The sequence below is a fragment of the Fusobacterium sp. IOR10 genome, assembly GCF_010367435.1.
Taxonomy (GTDB): Bacteria; Fusobacteriota; Fusobacteriia; order Fusobacteriales; family Fusobacteriaceae; genus Fusobacterium_B.
Genome location: NZ_WJWY01000026.1, coordinates 1 through 22,931 on the forward strand (window position 1 = coordinate 1; position 22,931 = coordinate 22,931).

20 protein-coding genes are annotated in these 22,931 nt (G+C 28.4%); 6 read left to right on the top strand and 14 right to left on the bottom strand.

The genetic code is table 11. The features are described 5' to 3' along the window. Positions 1 to 200: 200 nt before the first annotated feature. Genes GIL12_RS07790 through GIL12_RS07805 form a run of 4 tightly spaced genes read right to left on the bottom strand, consistent with a single transcriptional unit; the run spans position 201 to position 4,161 of the window. Entirely contained in the window at positions 201 to 1,703 is a 1,503-nt protein-coding gene (locus tag GIL12_RS07790) for a tripartite tricarboxylate transporter permease (protein WP_163469923.1), read from the bottom strand. Positions 1,704 to 1,715: 12 nt separating this feature from the next. After that, positions 1,716 to 2,156, bottom strand: coding sequence for a tripartite tricarboxylate transporter TctB family protein (locus GIL12_RS07795; RefSeq protein ID WP_163469924.1), 441 nt, complete (start codon positions 2,154 to 2,156; stop codon positions 1,716 to 1,718). A gap of 17 nt (positions 2,157 to 2,173) precedes the next feature. Further along, positions 2,174 to 3,133: a tripartite tricarboxylate transporter substrate binding protein gene (locus GIL12_RS07800; protein ID WP_163469925.1), complete on the bottom strand. Its 960-nt coding sequence runs from the start codon at positions 3,131 to 3,133 to the stop codon at positions 2,174 to 2,176. A gap of 20 nt (positions 3,134 to 3,153) precedes the next feature. Beyond that, a complete protein-coding gene (locus GIL12_RS07805; protein ID WP_163469926.1) occupies positions 3,154 to 4,161 on the bottom strand; it encodes a uroporphyrinogen decarboxylase family protein in 1,008 nt (335 codons plus the stop codon). A 293-nt stretch (positions 4,162 to 4,454) separates the two neighbouring features. Here GIL12_RS07805 and GIL12_RS07810 point away from each other — a divergent pair, with 293 nt between their 5' ends. After that, positions 4,455 to 5,405 carry a LysR family transcriptional regulator gene (locus tag GIL12_RS07810; RefSeq protein WP_163469927.1) on the top strand — a complete coding sequence of 317 codons (951 nt, stop codon included), beginning with the start codon at positions 4,455 to 4,457 and terminating at the stop codon, positions 5,403 to 5,405. Positions 5,406 to 5,423: 18 nt separating this feature from the next. Here GIL12_RS07810 and GIL12_RS07815 read toward each other — a convergent pair whose 3' ends face one another. From GIL12_RS07815 to GIL12_RS07835, 5 genes are all read right to left on the bottom strand, one after another. Continuing rightward, positions 5,424 to 6,614, bottom strand: coding sequence for an NAD/NADP octopine/nopaline dehydrogenase family protein (locus GIL12_RS07815; RefSeq protein WP_163469928.1), 1,191 nt, complete (start codon positions 6,612 to 6,614; stop codon positions 5,424 to 5,426). A gap of 2 nt (positions 6,615 to 6,616) precedes the next feature. Beyond that, complete coding sequence (locus tag GIL12_RS07820) at positions 6,617 to 7,825, bottom strand: ATP-binding protein (protein WP_163469929.1); 1,209 nt, start codon at positions 7,823 to 7,825, stop codon at positions 6,617 to 6,619. 151 nt (positions 7,826 to 7,976) lie between these two features. Next, positions 7,977 to 9,518: a YfcC family protein gene (locus GIL12_RS07825; RefSeq protein ID WP_163469930.1), complete on the bottom strand. Its 1,542-nt coding sequence runs from the start codon at positions 9,516 to 9,518 to the stop codon at positions 7,977 to 7,979. 17 nt (positions 9,519 to 9,535) lie between these two features. Continuing rightward, positions 9,536 to 10,888 carry a Sapep family Mn(2+)-dependent dipeptidase gene (locus tag GIL12_RS07830; RefSeq protein ID WP_163469931.1) on the bottom strand — a complete coding sequence of 451 codons (1,353 nt, stop codon included), beginning with the start codon at positions 10,886 to 10,888 and terminating at the stop codon, positions 9,536 to 9,538. A 147-nt stretch (positions 10,889 to 11,035) separates the two neighbouring features. Further along, positions 11,036 to 12,757, bottom strand: a complete 1,722-nt coding sequence (locus tag GIL12_RS07835) for a sigma-54-dependent Fis family transcriptional regulator (protein ID WP_163469932.1) — start codon at positions 12,755 to 12,757, stop codon at positions 11,036 to 11,038. A 294-nt stretch (positions 12,758 to 13,051) separates the two neighbouring features. Here GIL12_RS07835 and dpaL point away from each other — a divergent pair, with 294 nt between their 5' ends. The 4 genes from dpaL to GIL12_RS07855 are packed head-to-tail and all read left to right on the top strand — an operon-like array spanning position 13,052 to position 18,563. Then, positions 13,052 to 14,263: a diaminopropionate ammonia-lyase gene (gene dpaL, locus GIL12_RS07840; protein WP_163469933.1), complete on the top strand. Its 1,212-nt coding sequence runs from the start codon at positions 13,052 to 13,054 to the stop codon at positions 14,261 to 14,263. A gap of 18 nt (positions 14,264 to 14,281) precedes the next feature. Continuing rightward, positions 14,282 to 15,466, top strand: coding sequence for a YgeY family selenium metabolism-linked hydrolase (locus tag GIL12_RS07845; RefSeq protein WP_163469934.1), 1,185 nt, complete (start codon positions 14,282 to 14,284; stop codon positions 15,464 to 15,466). Positions 15,467 to 15,487: 21 nt separating this feature from the next. Further along, positions 15,488 to 16,960: a sodium:solute symporter gene (locus GIL12_RS07850; protein WP_163469935.1), complete on the top strand. Its 1,473-nt coding sequence runs from the start codon at positions 15,488 to 15,490 to the stop codon at positions 16,958 to 16,960. Positions 16,961 to 16,973: 13 nt separating this feature from the next. Further along, complete coding sequence (locus tag GIL12_RS07855) at positions 16,974 to 18,563, top strand: amidohydrolase family protein (RefSeq protein WP_163469936.1); 1,590 nt, start codon at positions 16,974 to 16,976, stop codon at positions 18,561 to 18,563. Between the two features lie 30 nt (positions 18,564 to 18,593). On the opposite strand, the gene GIL12_RS07860 is transcribed toward GIL12_RS07855, so the two are convergent. Both GIL12_RS07860 and GIL12_RS07865 read right to left on the bottom strand, forming a co-directional pair. Then, positions 18,594 to 18,776 (bottom strand): hypothetical protein, encoded by a 183-nt coding sequence (locus GIL12_RS07860; RefSeq protein WP_163469937.1) that lies wholly within the window; start codon positions 18,774 to 18,776, stop codon positions 18,594 to 18,596. Next, positions 18,763 to 19,113 carry a virulence RhuM family protein gene (locus GIL12_RS07865; RefSeq protein ID WP_163469938.1) on the bottom strand — a complete coding sequence of 117 codons (351 nt, stop codon included), beginning with the start codon at positions 19,111 to 19,113 and terminating at the stop codon, positions 18,763 to 18,765. Before GIL12_RS07865 ends, GIL12_RS07860 begins: the two co-directional genes overlap by 14 nt. A gap of 247 nt (positions 19,114 to 19,360) precedes the next feature. Between GIL12_RS07865 and GIL12_RS10065 the strand changes: the two genes are divergently transcribed. After that, positions 19,361 to 19,528 (top strand): hypothetical protein, encoded by a 168-nt coding sequence (locus tag GIL12_RS10065; RefSeq protein WP_203522573.1) that lies wholly within the window; start codon positions 19,361 to 19,363, stop codon positions 19,526 to 19,528. Between the two features lie 86 nt (positions 19,529 to 19,614). On the opposite strand, the gene fsa is transcribed toward GIL12_RS10065, so the two are convergent. From fsa to nhaC, 3 genes are read right to left on the bottom strand one after another with little or no spacing between them, the layout of a single operon-like run. Further along, a complete protein-coding gene (gene fsa / locus GIL12_RS07870; protein ID WP_163469939.1) occupies positions 19,615 to 20,259 on the bottom strand; it encodes a fructose-6-phosphate aldolase in 645 nt (214 codons plus the stop codon). Continuing rightward, positions 20,256 to 21,446 carry a MalY/PatB family protein gene (locus GIL12_RS07875; protein ID WP_163469940.1) on the bottom strand — a complete coding sequence of 397 codons (1,191 nt, stop codon included), beginning with the start codon at positions 21,444 to 21,446 and terminating at the stop codon, positions 20,256 to 20,258. The genes fsa and GIL12_RS07875 overlap by 4 nt, the downstream gene beginning before the upstream one ends. 22 nt (positions 21,447 to 21,468) lie before the next feature. Further along, positions 21,469 to 22,917: a Na+/H+ antiporter NhaC gene (gene nhaC / locus GIL12_RS07880; protein ID WP_163469941.1), complete on the bottom strand. Its 1,449-nt coding sequence runs from the start codon at positions 22,915 to 22,917 to the stop codon at positions 21,469 to 21,471. Between the last annotated feature and the right edge of the window lie 14 nt (positions 22,918 to 22,931).

Below are 22,931 nucleotides of genomic sequence, written 5' to 3' on the forward strand. Positions count from 1 at the left end.
TCAAAAATATATAAGTGAAAATTTAAGATTAGGAGTGGGATATAATTTTTCTAAGTTTGATGATGACTTAAGAAGAGATGATTATGACTCTCAAGGATGGTTTATAAATATAGTAGGTGTATTTTAATTTAAACTGTAAAACAAAAAACTACTAGGACTCCTCCCAGTAGTTTTTTGTTTCATATATTTAGAGAGAAAATTTATTTACTTTCTTCTTGCATTTTCTTTTTCAACATTCTTTTAGCTTGGTAAGATGGGTATATTAGAGATAAAACTATTAATATCACTAATACTACATCAATCCAGTTACTAACAAATATATTGTAGTTTCCCTTGCTTATAAGTAGGGCTCTTCTAAACTCTTGCTCTGCTATTGGTCCAAGTATTAAACCTAGCACAAAGGGAGCTTGGAAAAATTTAAGTTCTGATAGTAGTAACCCAAACAAACCAAAGGCAAACATAACATAAACATTAAACATATTGTTACTAATTGAGAAGGTTCCCACAACACATAGGGCCATTATAATTGGAGCAAGTATGTTAGTTGGCATTATTGATATTTTTGCAAATATCTTTGCCCCATAAAGCCCAAGTATTAACATGAAGAATGTTGTTACAAATAATCCTATAAATAGGGAATAGACTATTTCTCCATTTTTTAAAAATAATTGTGGTCCTGGTTGTAACCCATGAATTATAAGCCCTCCTAAAAATACTCCAGAAACAGCATTTCCAGGAATTCCAAGTGTTAATAAAGGAACTAGGGATCCACCAACAACTGCATTATTTGCAGATTCAGATGCTGCTAATCCATCTATATCCCCTTTTCCATAATTTTCAGGATGTTTTGAAGTTGATTTAGATGTATTATATGCTAGGGCAGATGCAATACTTACACCAGCTCCAGGTAATATTCCTACAAAGGTTCCTATAATCCCAGATCTAAGTAGATTAAAGGCATTTCTCACTACAACTTTCAAACTTACTATTTTTAATTTTTTACTACTGTCATAGTCATACTGTATTGTAGTTCTTTTTTGAGCACCTAATTTAAAAACTTGAGATGTGGAATACACACCTATAACTGTTGCAATAACAGAAACTCCACTAAATAATGGCAACATATCAAAGGTATATCTATATTGTCCTGTAATTGTATCTATTCCAACAATTGATATTAAAACTCCAAGTAATCCAACTATTAATCCCTTTACTAGGGATCCATTTGATAAACTTACTATTATTGTTAAACCTAAAACTGAAAGTAAAAACATTTCAGCAGCTCCAAACTTTATAACCATTTTTGACAATGGAGGGGAAATTAGCATTAATGCAAATATTGAAATTATTCCCCCAACAAATGAAGCTATTGTAGCCATGGAAAGAGCCTCTCCACTTTGGCCTTTTTTTGTTAATTCATACCCATCTATAGCTGTAATTACAGCAGAAGGTGTTCCTGGAGTATTTAACAAAATTGCTGATACTGATCCTCCATAGGTTGAAGCCATGTATATTGCAGCTAAAAACACCAACCCTGTAGAAGGGGACATTATGTAAGTCATGGGAATAAATAAAGCTACCCCCATTGTTGATGAAAGCCCTGGAAGTGCCCCAACTATAATTCCTAATATTACACCTAACAAAGAAATTAACATTGTACTCACATTAAACACCAAGGGAATTGCAGCTAGAAAATCGTTCATATTTCCCTCCTTTTAAATTCCTAAAAAGCTCACAGGAATGTGTACTTTAAGTAAAATTGAAAAACATAGATATATAACAAGGGCACTTCCTATTGAAACCAATACAATTGTCTTCTTATTCTTAACTCCCAAGCTATTCATACTAATGACCATGTATATAATTGTAGATATAAAGTAACCTAGAAAAGGTACAACTAAAATATATACTGCTGATAAAAATATCATAACATATAATTTTTTATAAACTATTTCATCCTTTTTATTTTTTTTACTTTCATCCTTACCCCTATAAATTTCAAGTAGATATAAAGTGTTTAAAAATATTATTATTCCTGAAATAAATCTTGGAAATAATCCTGAATCTTTTATCATTTGAAAGGATTGAATAAAGAACATAATTGATAGTATGTAAACTCCTAACACCATTGCAATTTTTTTATTTTCAATTCTCATAATTTCCTCCAGTCATTTTACCATTCTCCCTTTTCTGTTTCCTTTTCCAAGTTAGCTTTTATATCTAATATTACTTTAGTAAAGTCTTCAGAATTAAGGTAATCTAAAGGTAAGTTTTGTTTTTTAGCCTTTTCTTGAAATTCTGGATCTTCAAGAGCTTTTTTAATTGAAGCTTCAATTTTAGCTATAATCTCATCTGGAACTCCAGCAGGTGCAGCAACTCCTCTATATGCTTCATTATAAACTTCTATTCCTTGTTCTGATAAAGTCTTAACATTTGGATAAACTTTAACTTTTCCCCTTGATGAAACACCTATAACTTTCAAAGTTCCATCACTAGTATGATTTATAGCCTCTGAAACATTCATACAAACTGCATCTATATGTTTTCCTAAAAGTGCCACAACAGAAGGAGCAGAACCATCATAAGGAATTTTATCTATTGTTTTTCCAACTACTTCTTCAATTTGTCTTAACATTAAAGATTCTGATGTTCCAGGTCCAGAATATCCAATAGTAGCATTGGAATCATATAATTCTTTAACAGTTGTAATATTATCTGAAGCTCTAACAACAATACAAGCTGGATCAGTTACCATATTGGCAATAATTTTAAAACTATCCATATCATATTTACAAGTGTCCCTTTGAACTGGGTGGGAAACAAAAGTTGGAGGATTAATAAATCCAATTGTATATCCGTCAGGCTCTGCCCCTGCAAGCTCAGTCCAAGCTATTTCTCCAGAAGCACCTGGTTTATTAACTATGGCAAAATTTTGTCCAAAATATTTTCCAGCATATTCAAATACTAGTCTTGCACATGAATCTGTTCCTCCACCAGCAGAAAATCCAACTATTATTTCAACTGGTTTATTTGGATAATTTTCAATTGTATCTTTTTTTTGCCCACATCCAACCATGAAAATTAAAACTAACAAACTAAATATTTTTACTAACAACCCTCTTTTGTTTTTCATCCTACCCTCCCTTAGATTAATTAAAAATTATTGTTCAATTTGCTTTCTATTTCTTCCTTTGCTTCCTTTATAAACTTAAACATTTCCCTATCTAGTGGATATCTTACCACACATCCAGGTGTTAAAATATGTTTTTTATTTTTCATAACCTTAATCGTTCTATAAATTTCATTTCTTATTTCATTTCTTTTCTTATTTGTTATATCCATACGTTTTATTCCACCCATTAAACATTTCCCTGACATATCCTTTGCTTCATCTATTTCAGGAAGAGTTTCATAGGCATGCCAATTAATTACTTGAACTGGATAATCTTTAATAATATCAAAAAGTACGTTGTCCCCGTGAACATGAATTACATTGAACCATGCCTTTGAGGCAGCTTCTAGAACTTGTAAATCATAAGGTTTCCCATATTCCAAATATGTTTTTTCATCTAACACATCATAACATGTCATTTGTGAAGCTAAAAATATTCCATCTGCTCCCATTTCTATAGCTTTTTCCACTAATTTACTAGTGGTCTTAGCAATTTCTTTTAGAGCTTTATGAACAACTTCCCCATGCCCCTCTTCTATATGTTTTCTAAATAACTTACCTGAAAGTTTATCTGCTGTTGTTATTGGTGTAAATACAGTAAATATTACTGGCACATTCTCATCCTTTAACATTTTTAAAATCTTTTCTAAATAAAGTAACTCCCTTGCTAATGTTCCCTTTGTTATATCCAAATCCTTTATTTTTAACCAATCACTTGGTTCATTAATTGGAGTTTTTGTTAATTTAGCAACTCCCCCTTGAAAAATAGGAGAAAAATCAATTTCACACCCATAATCTTCTATTGAATACATTCCATTGTTCATTGTTTTAACAAAATCAATATCATATTCCTTGTAAAATTCATAGGTTTTTTTAGCTATTAAATCAGAATCCAAATCTAGTTTTGGGAAATGAGACCAAAAAGCATAGGGTAGTTTATCTACCTTTTCCCCGTTAATTGCACATTTTATTCTTTCTATTTTATTCATAGTTTCCTCCAGTAAGTAATTAAATAAATGTTTTCAATTGAAATAGTACTATTCTCACAAGTAATGACCATCTAATAAGTATCTTGGTTTAAGTTTAGTACATTTTCCCTGAAATTAGAAACACTTTTTAGATTTTCCTTGTTACAACTAAAAAGTTGTAACAATCTATTTTATTGACAATTTAATCACAAAAACCCTTGACACAATTGAATAAAGAAACTATACTTAAGTATTAATTAAAATAATAAACAAGGAGGATATGATAAATAAAGTATATTTTATCATGAAAATTTATGAATTTTACTAATTTAAGTTATTTTTTATTTCTAGCAAAGGAATTAAATTTCACATCAGCCTCAAATAAATTATATATATCACAACAATCCCTTAGTACCCACATTGCAAAACTTGAAAAAACTTTCGGTGTTAAATTATTTGAAAGAACCCAGCCTTTGAAACTAACCACAGCAGGCCATGTTTTCTATAAATATGCTAAGCATTTTTTAACTTTAAAACAAAATTTAGAATCAGAAATGAACTATATTAAAAATGAACAAGTCCTTGAAATTACAATAGGAAGCACTGTTTCTAGAGGAGCTTTAATACTTCCCCCATTAATAAAAAAATATTCAGATACCCACCCTAAAACAAAAATAAATATTATTCAAAAAAGATCATCCAATGAATTAGAGGAAATTTTATTTAAAAAAGAAACTGATATTATAATAGGGTTCACACCACATAGGAATATTTTATTTGAAAGTATATATTTAACATCTGAAGATTATTTACTTGGTATCCCTGAAAATATTTTAAAGGAGTATTTCCCAAATAATTTTATATCTGTTATTGAAAGCTTACAAGAAAGAGTAAATTTAAGCTTAATTAAAAATTGTCCCTTTATAACCATGCCTTCAAATACATATTCTGGATTTGTTTTAAATAAACTATGTTCAAAATATCATATTGTTCCAAATGTAGCCTTGGAAGTTGGAAATATAGAAACTCAATTATCTTTACTCTATGAAGGACTTGGAATTGTTTTAATCCCTAGTTTATTTGTTAAAAATAAGAAGAATAAACTAAAAAATAAAAAAATTTATTTCTTTCCCATGAGAGAACCTCTAGCAAAGGATATTTCCCTGTCTATAACCTACAATAAAAATGATCCTCTTCCTAAACATATACTGGATTTTATTCATATTTCCCTTGATTTTTTCAATAAAAAAAGTAACAAGTGTTAATACACTTGTTACTTTTATTTAATCTATAAACTTTTCACTTATTCCCTCACTGTATTTTGAAGGTAGTCCTATTGAAACATTATTATATGAGCAATTTTCATTTAAAATATTGTTCTCTATAATTTTTATACCTAAATAATCCTCTGCCCATTTTAAAAGAGTATTAATCATAGGAAGCTCCAACTTATAATAGTTTCCAATCCATTTGGCTATGGCTAAACCATAGAATATATCATCTGTGAAAAACCTGCTATTTTTATCAAGTACATATCTATTGTTTTCAAGCACCACAGGAGTTGTAATTTGATTTAGGGTTTTTGAAGTTGTAAAGGATTCTTGTATATTTTTATTATCTAGACTGTAGGAAAAATTCACTAGATCTAAGAAGTTAATCATATATTTAAAATCCTCATTTACATGGGTTTTCTTTATCTTTTCCCTTATTTTTTCATAGTCTTTATCTAGGGCCCCAAGGGTATCAGCGGAAAAACTATCAAAGTCCCTATAAAAATATGGAATATCTTCCTTGTTTTCCCATCCATATTTGTTTTTACAGTACAATCCATACATTCTTGAAATATGAATTATTTGATTACTAGCTGACAAGGTTAAAGAAACAAAATTATCACTTTGGTGAGCCCTTTCATTGTTAAAGAAATAATAGCAAACTTTACTTAAAAATATTTCATTTAATTTATTAAATTTTTCCCTTGGATGAACTGCTACAACATTATTGCATTTAGCACCGTAGGTTATTCCTATTTCCCCGTATTTTTTTATTCTGCAAATAAATGGAATTAATCCATATGAAAAATAAACCATATTTGTTAAATTAAATTTGTTTTTCATCTCTTGAAACATTAGGTTAACTCCCCCTTGTCCATAGAGCATTCCCACAAAAACTTCCCTTTCCCTAGGTATATATTGTCCTATTTTCATAAGCATATTAAAATACTGGGCAACTGGCAAACATAGGATAATTATATCTGCACTTTCAATTGCTTTTTTTGTGTTATCAGTTATTAATTTTAAAGTTCCACCTATTTCTTTCTCTAGGTTTCCAAACTCATCTTTAAATTCTACCTTTATATTTTCCTTCCATAATTTAGGTTTTCTAGTTAGAATTGTTACTTGATAATTTAAACTTGAAAGTAATGGGGCTAGTACATGGGCACTGGCTCCCCCTCCAACTATTGTTACTTTTTTCATAACTACCTCCTTAATAATAGAAATTCTAAAATATTTTGAATAATTATTCCTTTGTAATTATTATCAATTACATTATCCATAGTTAATATAACTTTTTTATGATGATCTTTTATTGATTCAAAGGGAGAAATTTCCCTTTGAAAAGTTTTTTTTTCTTTCAAAGTAGTTGAAACTTGATAATATATTTTTTCATTTGATTTTTCTGCAATAAAATCCACTTCTAAACTTCCTATTTTCCCAATAGATACCTCGTATCCTCTATTTAATAGTTCAAAATAAACTATATTTTCAATTATATGACCATAATCATAATAGCCTTTTTTCAAAAGAATCTGTCTTAAACCAGCATCCACAAGATAAAATTTTTCAAGAGTTTTTAAATATAATTTACCCTTAATATCATAACGCTTTGCCTTATAAAAAATATAAGCACTTTCAAGCATTTTTATATAATTATCTATAGTCTCACTACTAGTTTTCCTTCCAGCACTTGTAAGATAATCACTGATTTTTTTTATTGATAGGGGATTTCCTATATTATCTGCTAAAAATTTTATTAAATTTTCAAGCAAAGATACATCCCTCACATCATTTCTTTGTACAACATCCTTTACAATTACTGTATTTAATATTCCACTTAAATAAGAATCTATTATATCCTCATTATTTTTAACTAAAGATATACCTGGAAAACCACCTATTTTTAAATATTCATCAAAATATTTTTCTTTGTCTTTATTTTCATCATAATTATTAAATTCTACAAATTCTTTAAAACTTAAGGGTAACATTTTTAATTCTACATATCTACCTGACAATAAAGTTGACAGTTCAGATGATAATAAATATGCATTGGAACCAGTTATATAAATATCTATATTTCCCTGCAATCTAAGGGAATTAATAACTTTTTCCCATTTTTCTATATTTTGTACTTCATCTAACAACAAATAATAATTATTTTTATTTGTTATTAAATTTTCAATATATGAGTTTAATTTTTTATAATCATCAATTTCATCATATTTCATATCTTCAAAATTAATATGTATTATATTATCTTTAGATATCCCCTCTTCTAACAATTCCATTTGAAATAACTTCATCAATGATGATTTACCACAACGTCTTATTCCAGTTATAACTTTTATAATTTCTCTTTGATCTTTAAAAGCTAGTAATTTATTTAGATAATTTTCACGTTTATACATAATATCACCTCTTTTAAAGTATACCTTAATAACTTTGATTTATCAATAAGTTTTTCAGGTATAACTTAAAAACTTTATTTTTTCTACAAGTTTTTCAGGTATAACTTAAAGGCTGCTAGAATTACTAGCAGCCTTTTATGTAAACTAATTATTATACTCCTAAGAATCTAGATAAGGATATTAATATACATCCTACAATTAACATTATTGGATATACTTTTAATGAAAATTTCAAATAAATATCATAAGGAACTTTGTACAGTTCCAATGTTCCCATTACTGTGGCACTTGGATATATAGCTGAAGTAAAATTAAGTCCTAAAACAAAAGCTGATATTAACATTGCTTGACCACCTGTAGCTCCTATTGCTGAAGTTCCAAATAAAGCCATGGCAACTGCTCCAAGTATTGGCATAGTTATTCCTGCAACTCCACTTGTAGATTGCAAGAAGAAACCTATTCCCACATAGGCTAAAACTGTTGCCACTGCAAATGCCCAAGCTGGAATTCCTTGAAGAGCAGCTTGAATCCAGTAAACAAATGTTACTGAAATTCCTGAAGTTTTACTACCCATTAAAACTGAAATACCATTTGCAACAGCTAAAACTAAAACTACACCTAATAAATCTCTTGCTCCTGCTAAAAATTCCTTTGCAAATTTATCTTCTGGAATTTTATTTATTAACCCTATTAATAAAGAACCCATAAAAAATACAAAAGAAAACTCATTAAAATACCAATCTCCAAGGGGAGTTATATGTTTAGCACCTATTAAGGATCCTAAAATTGGAATTGATCCTATAAAATTTATTGGTGCATTAATTATATCTTGAAGAGTTCCTCCACTTGAAAATTTAATTTCATACCATGGCATATAACCTAATATTAACAATACTATAATAAATATTAACACCATTATAGACCAGAATCTTTTCTTAGTTAAATCTGGTAATTTTTCTTGATTTTTTGTTCTTGTATTAACATCTACACCATAGACAATTGAATTTTTTTTATCTTTTTTTACTTTATTTGCATATTTCAAAGTAAAAACTAATCCAATAAAATACAGAACAAAGAATATAACTATCCTTAACTGTATTCCACTTCCTAAGGATAAATCTGGATTTCCTATAGCTCCCATTGCTGCCCCTGTTGAAAATGGATTCACTATACTTGCCATATTTCCAGCTGTTGCCCCTACAAATATAACTGCTAACCCTGTTATAACATCATAACCTGCTAAAACAAATAAAGGAACTATAACTATTGAAAAAGCTGGTATTTCTTCCCAAAGACCAAACACAGTTCCAAAAACAGCAAACACAAACATCAAAATACTTATTAGAGCATTTCCTGTATATTTGTTTAATAAAGCTCCTATTCCTGCATCCATAGCTCCCACTGAGTTAATTAATCCTAAAAATGCACCTGCCATAAGAATTGCCATTCCAACAGAACTTGATTTCTGAAAACCTTTAACTGGAGCCATTATAATATCCCATAATCCAGCTGGTTGAGGACCTACATTTTTAATTACTTCACCACTTGAACTAAATATTGCATCAAAAACTACTTTTTTAACTCCATTCTCAGTAACTACAACTGATTGTGGAACTATCCAAGTTAAAACTGCTGTTATTAATAAAAATATAAAAACTATAGTATAGGCTGTATACATTTTTCTACTTTTCATAATTTTCCTCCCTAAAATTATTTATTAAATTTTTCAAAGGCTCTCATATAAATTTTCATTGCAGTTTTCATTTCTTCTAAAATTATATATTCATTAGGTTGATGTTCTGTCTTTGGTCCAGTTGGCAAAATAGATCCAAAGGCAACACAATTATCCATAGCTCTTGCATATGTTGCTCCTCCACTTGAAATTGGTTGTGATTTATCATCCCCTGTTATTTCTTCATATGCTCCCATCAAAGTTTTTACCAACTGAGAATCTAGTGGTGTATATATAGACTTTAAAAAATCATGTTGTTCATAGACAAAACCATATTCCTTAGCTTTTTCTTTTAATTTCTCAACTACTTTGTCTTTATCATAGGTAACTGGTATTCTTATATCTATGGATAAAATCTCTTCATTTTTATTTAACTCTACTTTTCCAATATTAAATTTTAATTTTCCAGAGTGTTCATCACTTACTTCTCCAAAAATTGATTGTGCATATTTATAATCAATTATATTTTCAGTTATAAATCTACCTGATTTAGTTTCTTTTCCACTAAGAGTTAATGCATGAAGATATCTATTTACTGCATTTATTCCCTCTTCAGCTATTTGAGCATGTACACTTTTACCAATAATTTCAATTTTATTTTTGTTTTCTTTAAATTCATACTTTAATTCTTTTAATACTTTTTCTAATTTTTCATTTTTATCACCTATAAATTTTGAAGGAACACAATTAAAGGCGTCTCCCCCTTTAAAAATTAATCCACTTTCATTTTTAGCAATTAACTTGCATTGCAAAAGTCCTTTTTCAGAATAAATTAAAGGAAACTTAGAATCTGGAGTAAACCCCAGTGTTGGAATCTCTTCCTTTTCTATATATTTAGGCATATCCCTCCATAAATTTTCTTCATCAGTTCCAAATATAAATCTAACTCTATAATTTAATTTAAAACCTGAATCTAAAAGACTTTTTAAGGCATAAATAGCTGCTAAAGTAGGCCCTTTATCATCTTGGGAACCACGAGCATAATATTTCCCATCTTTTATAGTAGGTTTAAAAGGATCTGAATTCCATTCATCTAAATTTCCTGGTGGAACCACATCTAAATGTCCTAAAACTCCTACTAATTTTTCTCCCTCTCCTATTTCAGAGTATCCATAATAGCCATCTGGATCTAAATATGTATTCATTCCTAATTTTTTACATACTTCTAAAGTTTTTTCCAAAGCTAATTGAATGTTTTTTCCAAATGGATAACTGCTATTATCTTCTTCATAAACACTTGGAATTTTAATAATCTCATCTAAATCTTTTAAATAATTAATAAAATTTTTCTCCAATACATCCCTTTGACATTTTGTTAATTCTTTTTTCATATGCTCCCTCCGTATTTTTTTTAAATATTTTTGATGAATAAATACTATATTTTAATTATACTTTCACTTTTTTAATAAGTCAATTTTATATATGAGTATAACTATAAATACACCAGGATACATTAAATTTAAATAAAAAAATCTAGCTTATAAATTATATTGCTTTATTTTTCTATATAAGGTTGCAATACCAATTCCTAAAATATTTGCAATTTCTTTTTTATTTTCAGATGAGTTTCCATATTTTCCTAATAAATTTAAAATAGCATCTTTTTCAATATCAGCAAGAGTTTTAGCATAATTTTTTTCTAAAGAATTAATTAATTTAGGTGGTAAATCTTTAGTTGTAACATTATAGTTAAATGAATCTGACATGGCCAAAGAGTATTCTACAACATTTTTTAATTCTCTAATATTTCCAGGCCAATTATATTTTAAAAATACATCCATAACTTCTTTTGAAATATTTTTTTCAGGAATACTAGAAGATTGACAGTATTTCTTCATAAAAAAAATAGTTAAATCTTTAATATCTTTAGGTCTTTCCTTTAATGATGGTATATCTATAGGAAAAACATTTAAACGATAATATAAATCTTCCCTAAATTTATTATTTTCAACTAATTTTTCTAAATTTTTATTTGTTGCAGCAATAATCCTAACATCAATCTTCTTTTGATAATTAGATCCAATTGGTGATATAATTTTTTCTTGCAAAACTCTAAGCAATTTAACTTGTAAATTTAAAGGCATATCTCCAATTTCATCTAAAAATATAGTTCCGTTATTTGCTTGTTCAAAAAAACCAATTTTACCATTTGGATTAGCTCCAGTAAAAGCACCTTTCACATAACCAAAGAACTCGCTTTCTATTAATGATTCTGGAATAGCCCCACAGTTAACTGCAATAAATTTTTCATTTGATCTATTACTAGTAGAATGAATAAGTTTTGCTATAATTTCTTTACCTGATCCACTTTCTCCTGTTAACAATGTTGTTGTATTTGTCTTAGAAATTTTATATACTTTAGAATAAACCTCTTCCATTTTGCTAGAAGAAAAAGTAAAATTATCATTTAAATTATTTTTAAAATTATTTTTAAAATTATTTATATAACTCATAAATTTATTAGACTCTTTAAAAATATACAAGGTTTTTGATTCTTCATAATTTGTTGGAAATGAAATAATATCACCAACAACATTATTTATATTATCCTTAGTTATTAAATCAAATTCTTTTTTATCAAATAATGTCTTTATATTATTCGCTTTTAATGGATGATTTATATCTTCAGGATTAAATAATAATTTTCCAGACTTATTAATCAATTCAATTTTATTATTATTATCAGTTAGAATAATAGAATCTGGAATTCTATCAATAATATTAGATAAAATTATGTTGTTATGTTCTATTTCTTTTCTTTTATTTGCTTCATAAATTTTAGAAGAAATAAAAGAAGCCATTTGTATTAAAAATTTTATATATAAATCTTTTTTTTCCATAAAATCATTTTTTTGTTTTTCTTTAAAACATATTAAACCAATAACTCCAATTGGGTTATCTTTATACATTATAGGAGTTGAAATTTCAAGTTTCTCAGAACAATTATCTTTTGAAGGACAGGTTTTACAAATTGGATCTTTTCTTGGAGAAGTAATGATTTTAGTTTCTCCTGTTTTTAAAACCATTTTATATACATGAGCTTCTGAACTCATATTTAAGCCTACTTTATTCTTTAGAATTCCAGTTGCAGCTATTCTAACTAAATCTTTACTCATTATTTCAATATCAATATTTATAACTTGTGATATTGTTTCTGCATATTTTTTAATATCATTTATTGCATTACTTAATAATTCCATAATCCCCCCCTTCTATTTTTAATATGAACTATATTATACATTAAATTATCAAAATGATAAAGAAAATTTCAAATTAATTGTTTTAAAATTCATTGAAATGCAATAAAATAGTATACTTTAGTTTTTATTATCAAAATGATAGTTAATTATCATTTTGATAATTTTTTTATTTATATATTGTTCTTTAAAGATATTTAAGGTTCTCAAAAGATACAAAAGATATCTTAATTTAATATGGCATAACTTTTGCTTTGTATTATAGTGTAACATAAAATTAAGGAGGTTTTAATAATTATGGAATTATTGAAATGGATAAAAAATGAAAAAAGTAGAAACAAAAATTATGAAAAGATACCTTTATTTGGTTTTCAAGATGAAGATATAAATGAAGTATATAATTTTCATAAAACATTACCAAATTACAAAGCAACTCCTCTGGTAAATTTAAAGGATTTATCTAAGCATTATGGTATTAAAAATATTTGGATAAAGGATGAATCAAAAAGATTTGGACTTAATGCATTTAAAGTTTTAGGTGGATCTTATGCAATGGTAAAATTTTTAAGCAAAAGATTAAACAAACCTATGAAAGAACTTCCATTTAATGTATTAATATCAGATGAAGTGAAGAAAGAATTAGGAGATATTACTTTTGTAACTGCAACTGATGGAAATCACGGTAGAGGAGTAGCTTGGATGGCAAATAAATTAAGACAAAAATCAATTGTTTATATGCCTAAGGGTTCTGCAATTATGAGACTTGAAAACATTAGAAAAGAAGGAGCCAAAGCCACAATAACTGATTTAAATTATGATGATGCAGTTAGACTTGCAAATGATAAAGCTATTTCAATAGGTGGAGTAATGGTTCAAGATACAGCTTGGGATGGATATGAAGAAATTCCTTTATGGATAATGCAAGGTTATACAACTATTATAAATGAAATAAAAGAGCAATTGAATGGCGATAAACCAACTCATGTATTTTTACAAGCTGGTGTAGGTTCTTTTGCAGGGGCTATTCAAGGATACTTATCTCATTTGTACAAAGAAGAAAGACCAATTACAGTAATATGTGAACCACATGGAGCAAATTGTATTTATAAATCAATGGAAGTAAATGATGGTAATCCTCATAATGTAACTGGAGATTTAAAAACAATAATGGCAGGACTTGCTTGCGGAGAACCTAATACAATAAGTTGGAAAATATTAAGAGATAATTCAGATTTTTCAGTTTCTTGTGAAGATAGTATTTCAGCTAGAGGAATGAGAGTATTATCTAGTCCACTAGGTGAAGATGAAAGAGTTATTTCAGGAGAATCTGGATCAGTAGGACTTGGACTAGTTACAGAATTATTAGATAACAAAGAAAAATATAAAGAATTTTTAAATGAATTAAAGCTTAATGAAAATTCAAAAGTTTTATGTATAAGTACAGAAGGGGATACAGATTTACAAGGTTATAAAAATATTGTGTGGGATGGAATGTATTCTAATAAGTAAAAATATATGGAGGTAATTATGTTAACTGAAGAAAGAAAAGAAAAATTAGTAGAAGTATTACAAAATGCTATCCAAAGAAAAAGTTACTCTGGAGAAGAAAAGGAAGTAGCTGAATATTTAAAAAAAATATTTATTGAAGTTGGCTATGATAAAGTAGAGACAGATAAATATGGAAATATAATTGGAACAATAAAAGGAAATTATGAAGGTCCTAAAATTTTATTAGATGGACATATGGATACAGTTCCAGTTAATGAAGAAAAATGGAATAAAAAACCATTTGCTGGGGAAATAATAGATGGAAAGCTTTATGGAAGAGGAACATCTGATATGAAAGGATCTTTATGTGCTATGTTACTTGCAGGAGCTTATTTAGCAAAAGATTTAAATAAAGAGTTCGCTGGAGAAATAAATGTTGCAGGTGTAGTTCATGAAGAATGTTTTGAAGGAGTGGCAGCAAGGGAAATAAGTAGTCATATAAAACCTGATTATGTAGTTATAGGAGAAGCTTCTCAATTAAATCTTAAAATTGGACAAAGGGGTAGAGGAGAAATAGTTGTAGAAACTTTTGGGAAACCAGCTCACTCAGCTAATCCAGATAAAGGAATAAACGCAGTTTATAAGATGATGAAAATTGTAGAAAAAATAAAAGAACTTCCAATGACTCATCATGAAGTTTTAGGAGATGGAATTTTAGAATTAACAGATATAAAATCTTCTCCATATCCAGGAGCATCAGTGGTTCCAGATTATTGTAGAGCTACCTATGATAGAAGACTTTTAGTTGGAGAAACATTAGAAAGTGTACTAGCTCCAATTCAAGCATTAATAGATGAAATAGAAAAAGAAGACGAAACATTTAAAGCAAAAGTTTCTTATGCAAAAGGATTAGAAAAATGTTATACAGGACATTCCATTGAAGGGGAAAGATTCTTTCCAGGTTGGATATACAATGATACAGATGAATATGTACAAAAAGCTTTTAATGCTTTAAAAGAAATTGGACAAACTCCTACAATAACTCATTATAATTTTTGTACAAATGGATCTCATTATGCTGGGGAAGCAGGAATTAAAACAATAGGCTATGGACCTTCAAAAGAAAACTTAGCACATACAATTGATGAGTATATAGAACTTGATCAATTATTTAAAGTGACAGAGGGATATTATGCAATTTTAAAGGCTTATTTGAAGAAATAAATTTAATTTAGGGGGGAGATTATGAATAGCACTCAAATGACAGCATTAATAATTATATTTATTTATATGGGGGTAACAGTTTGCATAGGACTTTTTGTTTCTAGAAAAAAATCAAAAGAAATACAAAGTAATGATGATTTTTTAATGGCCAGTAAATCTTTGGGACCAGTTGTTCTTGCAGGAACATTATTTGCAGCAAATACAGGAGGAGCTAGTACTACTGGAATAGCAACCAACGTTTATCAATATGGATTATCAGCTTCTTGGTATGTTATAGCCAGTGGGATAGGTTTTGTTTTAGTATCATTTATAGCACCTTATTTTAGAAGATCCCAATCAAATACATTACCAGATATTATTAATAAAAGATATGGAAAGGCATCTCATATTTTTACAGCCTTTACATCAATTTTAGCTTTATTTATGGCTACAGGAGCTCAAATTATAGCAACAGCTTCTATAATAAATGTTGTAACTGGTTTCAATTTTGAAACAGCAGCTATTGTAAGTACAGTAGTTGTTATAATTTATACAATGTTTGGTGGATTTAAGTCTGTTACAGCTGCAAATCTAATGCATGTATTTTTTATAACTATAGGTATGACAATTGCAATGTTTGCAATGGTTAACAACGAGAATGTTGGTGGATTTACTAATTTGTTTGAAAAGGCTAAATTAATGACAGATATAAATGGAACAAACATGGACATACTTAGTTTTACTAAAATAGGTGCAACTACTATCTTCGGATATATTGCAATGTATTTTATGACTTTCCCCACAGGACAAGAAATAGTTCAAACATATTGTTCTGCAAAAGATGGTAAATCAGCTAAATTAGGTTCTATTCTAGCAGGAATAGTTTCTAGTATTTATGCAATTATTCCAGTAATAATAGGACTTTTAGCCTATGTTTGTATTGATGGGTATGCTTTAGGTGGATCTCAAAAAAATGCTCTAGCTCAAGCTACAATAAATTTTGCCCCTCCTATTCTTGCAGGAATAGTTCTTGCTGCTATTGTAGCTGCTACAATGAGTAGCGCTTCTGGAAATATGATAGGAACTGCTACAATGTTTACAAATGATATTTTTATTCCTTATATTAATAAAGGAATAAAAGATAATAAAAAGGAAATTTTTATTTCAAAAATAACAATGTTAATTGTAGGAAGTGTAGGTCTATTAATAGCTATTAAAGCAAGTAATATAATTAATGTAATGATGGGAGCCTTTGCACTTAGAAGTGCTGGTCCTTTTGCAGCTTTCATATGCGGTATTTTTTATAAAAAAGTTACAAAAAATGCAGGATTTATATCAATGATATCTGGAACATTAGTAGCATTTGTTTGGATTTATGTATTAAAAAATCCTTATAAATTAAATGCAATGATTCCAGGAGGATTAGTAGCATTTATAGTAATATTTGCAGTTTCTGCTATTGAAATAAAAGCAGGAGTAGAACCAGCACCAGAGATTGAATTTGATAATAAATAATAAGGAGGAGCATATGAAAAAAATATTAATAAAAAATGGAGTAATAATAGATGGTAGTAGAAATAAAAGATATGCAGGAGAAGTTCTTATAGAGGGAGAAAGAATTAAACAAATAGGAAAAATAACTGAAAATGCTGATGTAATAATAGATGCTAAAGGGAAAATAGTAGCCCCTGGATTTATCGATACACACAGTCACTCAGATTTAAAAGTTTTATTAGAACCATTTGTTGATGCTAAAATAAGCCAAGGAATAACAACAGAAATATTAGGGCAAGACGGAGTATCAATGGCCCCATTACCTAAAGAATATGTTAGTTCTTGGAGAAAAAATCTAGCTGGATTAGATGGAGATAGTGATGAGTTAAAATGGGATTGGGAAACAACAGATAATTATTTGAATTTAATGGCTGAAAAAGGATGTTCTCCAAATGAAATGTATTTAGTACCACATGGAAATATAAGAATGGAAGCAATGGGATTAGAAGCCAGAGTAGCTACAGATGAAGAAATTTCAAAAATGAAAATGATAACAAGAAGAGAGTTAGAAGCAGGTGCAGCTGGAATATCAACTGGACTTATATATGTTCCTTGTGCCTATTCAGAAACAAAAGAATTAATTGAAATTTGTAAAGTAGGAGCAGAACTAGATAAACCTTTAGTTATTCATCAAAGAAGTGAAGCAGATACAATGATCGAATCAATGAATGAAGTTATAACAATTGCTAAAAAAAGTGGAATTAAAATACATTTTTCTCATTTTAAAATTTGTGGAAAGAAAAACTGGGGAATGATAAAGGATATAGTAGATTTATTAGACAAATGTAAAGAAGAAAAAATTAAAATATCTTATGATCAATACCCATATGTAGCAGGAAGTACAATGTTAGGAGTAATAATTCCAACTTGGGCCCATGCTGGTGGTACAGATAAATTAGTAGAGAGATTAGGAAATGAAGAAGATAGAAAAAGAATGAAAAAAGATATAATAGAAGGAATACCTGGTTGGGACAATTTCATAGATTTTGCAGGATTTGAAGGAATATATGTAACCTCTGTAAAAAATCAAAAAAATGAAGATTGTATAGGTAAAAATCTTCTAGAAATAGCAGCACTAAAAGGAAAAGATAAGTTTGATGCTGTATTTGACCTATTAAAAGAAGAAGAAAATGCAGTTGGAATGTACGACTATTATGGAAAAGATGAACATGTGGTAACATTTATGACAAGGGAAGAAAGTAATATTTGTACTGATGGATTATTAGGAGGAAAACCTCATCCAAGAGTATATGGTGCTTTCCCAAGAGTAATCGGTAAATTTGTTAGAGAAATGAAAGCAATGTCTCTTGAAGAAGCTATTTATAAAATGACTACTAAACCAGCAAATACTTTTAGAATAGAGGAAAGAGGAGCTCTAAAAGAAGGATACTATGCTGATATTGTAATTTTTGATAAAAATAAAATAATAGATAAAGGGACTTTTATAGAACCTATTCAATCACCTGAAGGAATTGATTATGTTATTTTAAATGGAGAAATCGTATTAAAAGATGGAATCCCTAAAAAAGAAATACTAGCAGGAAAAGTTTTAAGAATAAAATAGAAAACAAAAACCTCCTATGATAAAATAAATTTATCTAGGAGGTTTTTTCTCACACTCTCGTAAATGAGCTCCTTTTTCTTCTGTGCTCGGATAAACATCTTCTCCAAAGGCGGTTTGATAAATAACTCCTAAAGAACTTCTAAAAGAGTCATCTTTCTCCTTTCCAAATAAATCTGTAGAAAATTCAGTTTTCATACTTTCAATTATTTTCAAAGGTTCTCTTTAAAATTTTAAGGGTCTTTTGTAATTCAATTAATTTAATATTCTCGGCTTTTAATTTCTTTTCATTGATAACATATCCCTTAATTAAATACTCTTTCAAGATATTCATTGCCCAAATTCTAAATTGGGTTCCCCTTTTAGATTTAACCCTATATCCAACCGAGATAATTACATCTAAATTGTAATAATTTGTATTATAGTTTTTATCATCTTTGGCAGTTGTCCGGAATTTCCGGACAACTGCTGATTCATCTAATTCTTTATCTTTAAATATATTTTTTATATGTTCAGAAATAGTTCTTTTATTTTTCCCAAATAATTCTGCCATATCTTTTTGACTTAACCAGACTGTTTCTCTTTATTATTAGCTTGAAACATTCTATTTTCATTATTAAACTACTTTATATTTTATATATATAATAACACAAGCTATAATATATATTGATAGGATTATATTAATTAAATATTCATATAATCAAATTGACATTTACTAAAAAATATCATAATATTAAAATATATAGTTACTTAATATATCTTTGGTTCATTGCTTTTTTATAGAAACAAAGGAGGATAAAATGGCTTATTATTCAGAAAAAGGAAGTGTCCATCATATTTATGAAAAATGTCATTTAGGAAACAATATCGAGAAAGAAAATCGAAAAAATGGAACTGGTGGGAAACCATTGTGTGAAGAATGTAAAAAAATAAGGACAGAAAAACTAAAAGAAAAGAAGAAAAAATAATTTAAAAAATTCGATTAATTATTACTTTTATAATGAGATAAACATAAAAAACTCCTGGAAATTTCCAGGAGTTTAATTTGTATTATTTATTTTTTTAGTCCTTCCCAATCCTTTAAAAATCTTTCAATTCCCCTATTAGTTAATTCATGTTTTGTCATAGCAATTATTATTGAATAAGGAATTGTTCCTATATGAGCTCCTCTTTTAGCTATTTCCTTCACATGCCAAGGATTTCTTATACTTGCTCCTATTATTTCACTTTTAATATTATGAACCCTAAATATTGTGGCAATATCTTCTATTAAATCTAAACTATTTTCCCCAATATCATCTAATCTTCCTAAAAAAGGACTTACATAGGTAGCCCCTGCCCTAGCAGCAAGAAGTGCTTGAGTTGCTGTAAATATTAAAGTAACATTGGTTTTTATTCCCATTTTAGTTAATATTTTACAAGCCTTTAAACCTTCAATTGTCATTGGAAGTTTTATTACTACATTTTTATGAATCTTTGAAAGGGGGATTGCTTCTTCTACCATTTTATCATGTTCTAAGGAAATAACCTCTGCACTTATTGGTCCATCTACTATCTCTGTTATTTCTTTTATCACTTGTTTAAAATCTCTTCCTTCCTTTGCAATTAAACTAGGATTTGTTGTAACACCACAAATTACTCCCATATCATTTGCAATTTTTATTTCTTCTATATTAGCTGTGTCTATAAATATTTTCATAACCCCTCCTTTTTTTTATTATAGTATATATTTAAAGATTTTTCTATGTTCTTTAAAAACTTTTCTATATTTTTTCTAGGAGTTGCTAAATTAACTCTTATATACCCTTTTCCAACTTCTCCAAAATGACTGCCCATATATACATTTACTCTTGCTTTTTCTATAAATAATTTTTGCAACTCATCATCATCTATCCCTGTATTTTCAAAATTTACCCAAGCTAAATAAGTTCCTTCAGAATCAATTAATTTTAATTTTGGAATATATTTTTCTAAATATTTATTTAAATAATTTCTATTTTCTATAGTATATTCCATTGTATCATTTAACCAATATTCACAATCATTATATGCTACTTCAGTTATAGCTGCCCCAAATATATTAGGATTATGTATTACTGCTCTATCAAATGCTGCTAATATTTTTTCTCTAATCTCTTTATTTGGAATAATTAAATTAGAAGTTATAATTCCTGGAACATTAAAAGTTTTTGTAATAGAACTACAAATTATACTTCTTTCCTCTGCTTCCTTGGATACACTACATATTGGAATATGTTTTTTAGATGGAAAAGTTAAATCACAATGTATCTCATCTGATATAATATACAAATCATATTTCTTACAAAATTCAACTATCTTTAATAATTCCCCATTACTAAAAACTCTTCCTGTTGGATTATGAGGGTTACAAAGCATAAATATTTTTGTTTTTTCAGTTACAACTTTTTCTAAATTATCAAAATCTATCTCATATCTATTGTTTCTTAGTATTAATGGACTTTCAATTAAATTTCTATTATTTTTTAAAACAACTTCTGTTAATGTAGGATAAGCAGGAGTATTTACTATAATATCATCTCCAATATTTGTCAATTCTTTAACAATAATATTTGCCCCTATCCCTACTCTAGGAGAATATATTATCCAATCTTTTTCTATTTTATAATCATGTCTTTTTTTATACCAATCTATAGTAGACTTATAATATGTATCTGGTAAAATTGTATAACCAAAAATTCCATGATTTACAATATCTAACATTTTATCAAGAATCTCTTTAGGAGATTTAAAATCCATATCAGCAACTGATAGTTCCAGTACATCTTCCCCTAATTTGTCCTTATGTTCATCCCATTTTGCACTATTTGTTCCAAATCTACAAATTATTTCATCATATCTACTCATAATTATCTCCCATCTATAATTATTATTTTATTTTTTCATGTTCTTTTAAATATTCTTGATATCTAGGGTCTGATTCATCTATTTTCGCTATAAATTTCCCTGTATATCCCCAGATAGTTGCAAATATACAACCTGAATAGCATAAAATTGCCCAAGGTAAATATTCTAAAGTTGGAACCCCTAAAGTTGTAGCCATATACACACCTGCTGCTGTCCACGGTACTAAAGGTTCTATAACTGTAGCTCCATCCTCCAATGTTCTTGAAAGGTTTTTAGGATCTAATTTTCTAGCTAAATAACTATTCTTAAACATTTCACCAGGAATTAATATTGATAATTGCCCATTAGATGTAACACATACTGCTGTAAAGCAAGATATTAATGTTGCAAGTATTAAACTTCCTGTTGATTTTACACTTTTTAAAACTCTTTCTAAAACTATATCTAAAGAACCATTAACAGATATTGTCCCTGCAAATCCATAGGCACAAAAAGCTATTAATACAGTTCCTAGCATTGAATTCATTCCACCTCTATTTAACAATCTTGGAATGTCTGCTATTACTGATGATGAATCTATTCCAGAAATCATAGAAATATTAAATCCACTTATTGTTGATTCAAAAGCTTGTTGCAAAGTAAAGTTTTGAAAAACAATTCCATTAAATAGCGCTATTGAACTTGATGTAAGCATTACTGGTATAGTTGGTTTTTTCTTAAAAGAACCATATAATACTAATATTGGAGGTAAAATAATTAAAGGATTCCATACAAACATCTTATCCAATGTTGATAATATTACTCCTACTTTTTCTGGAGTTGCTATTTCTGAACCAGGCATTCTTAAACCTACTATTATATAAACAATAGCTGACAAAATAAATGCTGGACCTGTTGTAAATATCATATGACCAATATGTTCGTATAAAGTTGTTCCTGCAGCTATTGGAGCTAGGTTAGTTGTATCTGATAAAGGTGACATTTTATCTCCAAAATATGCTCCAGAAACTATTGCCCCTGCAACTATTGGTAATGGCATATCCATTCCTGCAGCTACTCCCATAAGAGCTACACCAATTGTCCCAGCACTTCCCCATGAAGTTCCAGTACAAAGAGATACAAATGCTGTTACTACAAATGATGTGATAACTATAAACTTAGGATTTATTATTTTAAGTCCATAATATACCATCATAGGAATTGTTCCACCTAGCATCCAGCTTCCTATCAAAACCCCAACAATAATAAGTATTAATATTGCTGGCATTGTTTTTGAAAGTTTTCCAACTATTGAAGTCATAATATCTTCCCAAGTATAACCTAAATGAATTGCTATAATTCCTGCTATTCCTGCTGATATTAGCATTAATACTTCTGCTCTTAATCCATATCTTCCATAACCAACCCCTAATAATAATATCATTGAAATAATTGGTATCACTGCTTGTAAAAAACTTGGTTTCTTTTTCATTGTCTCACCCTCCT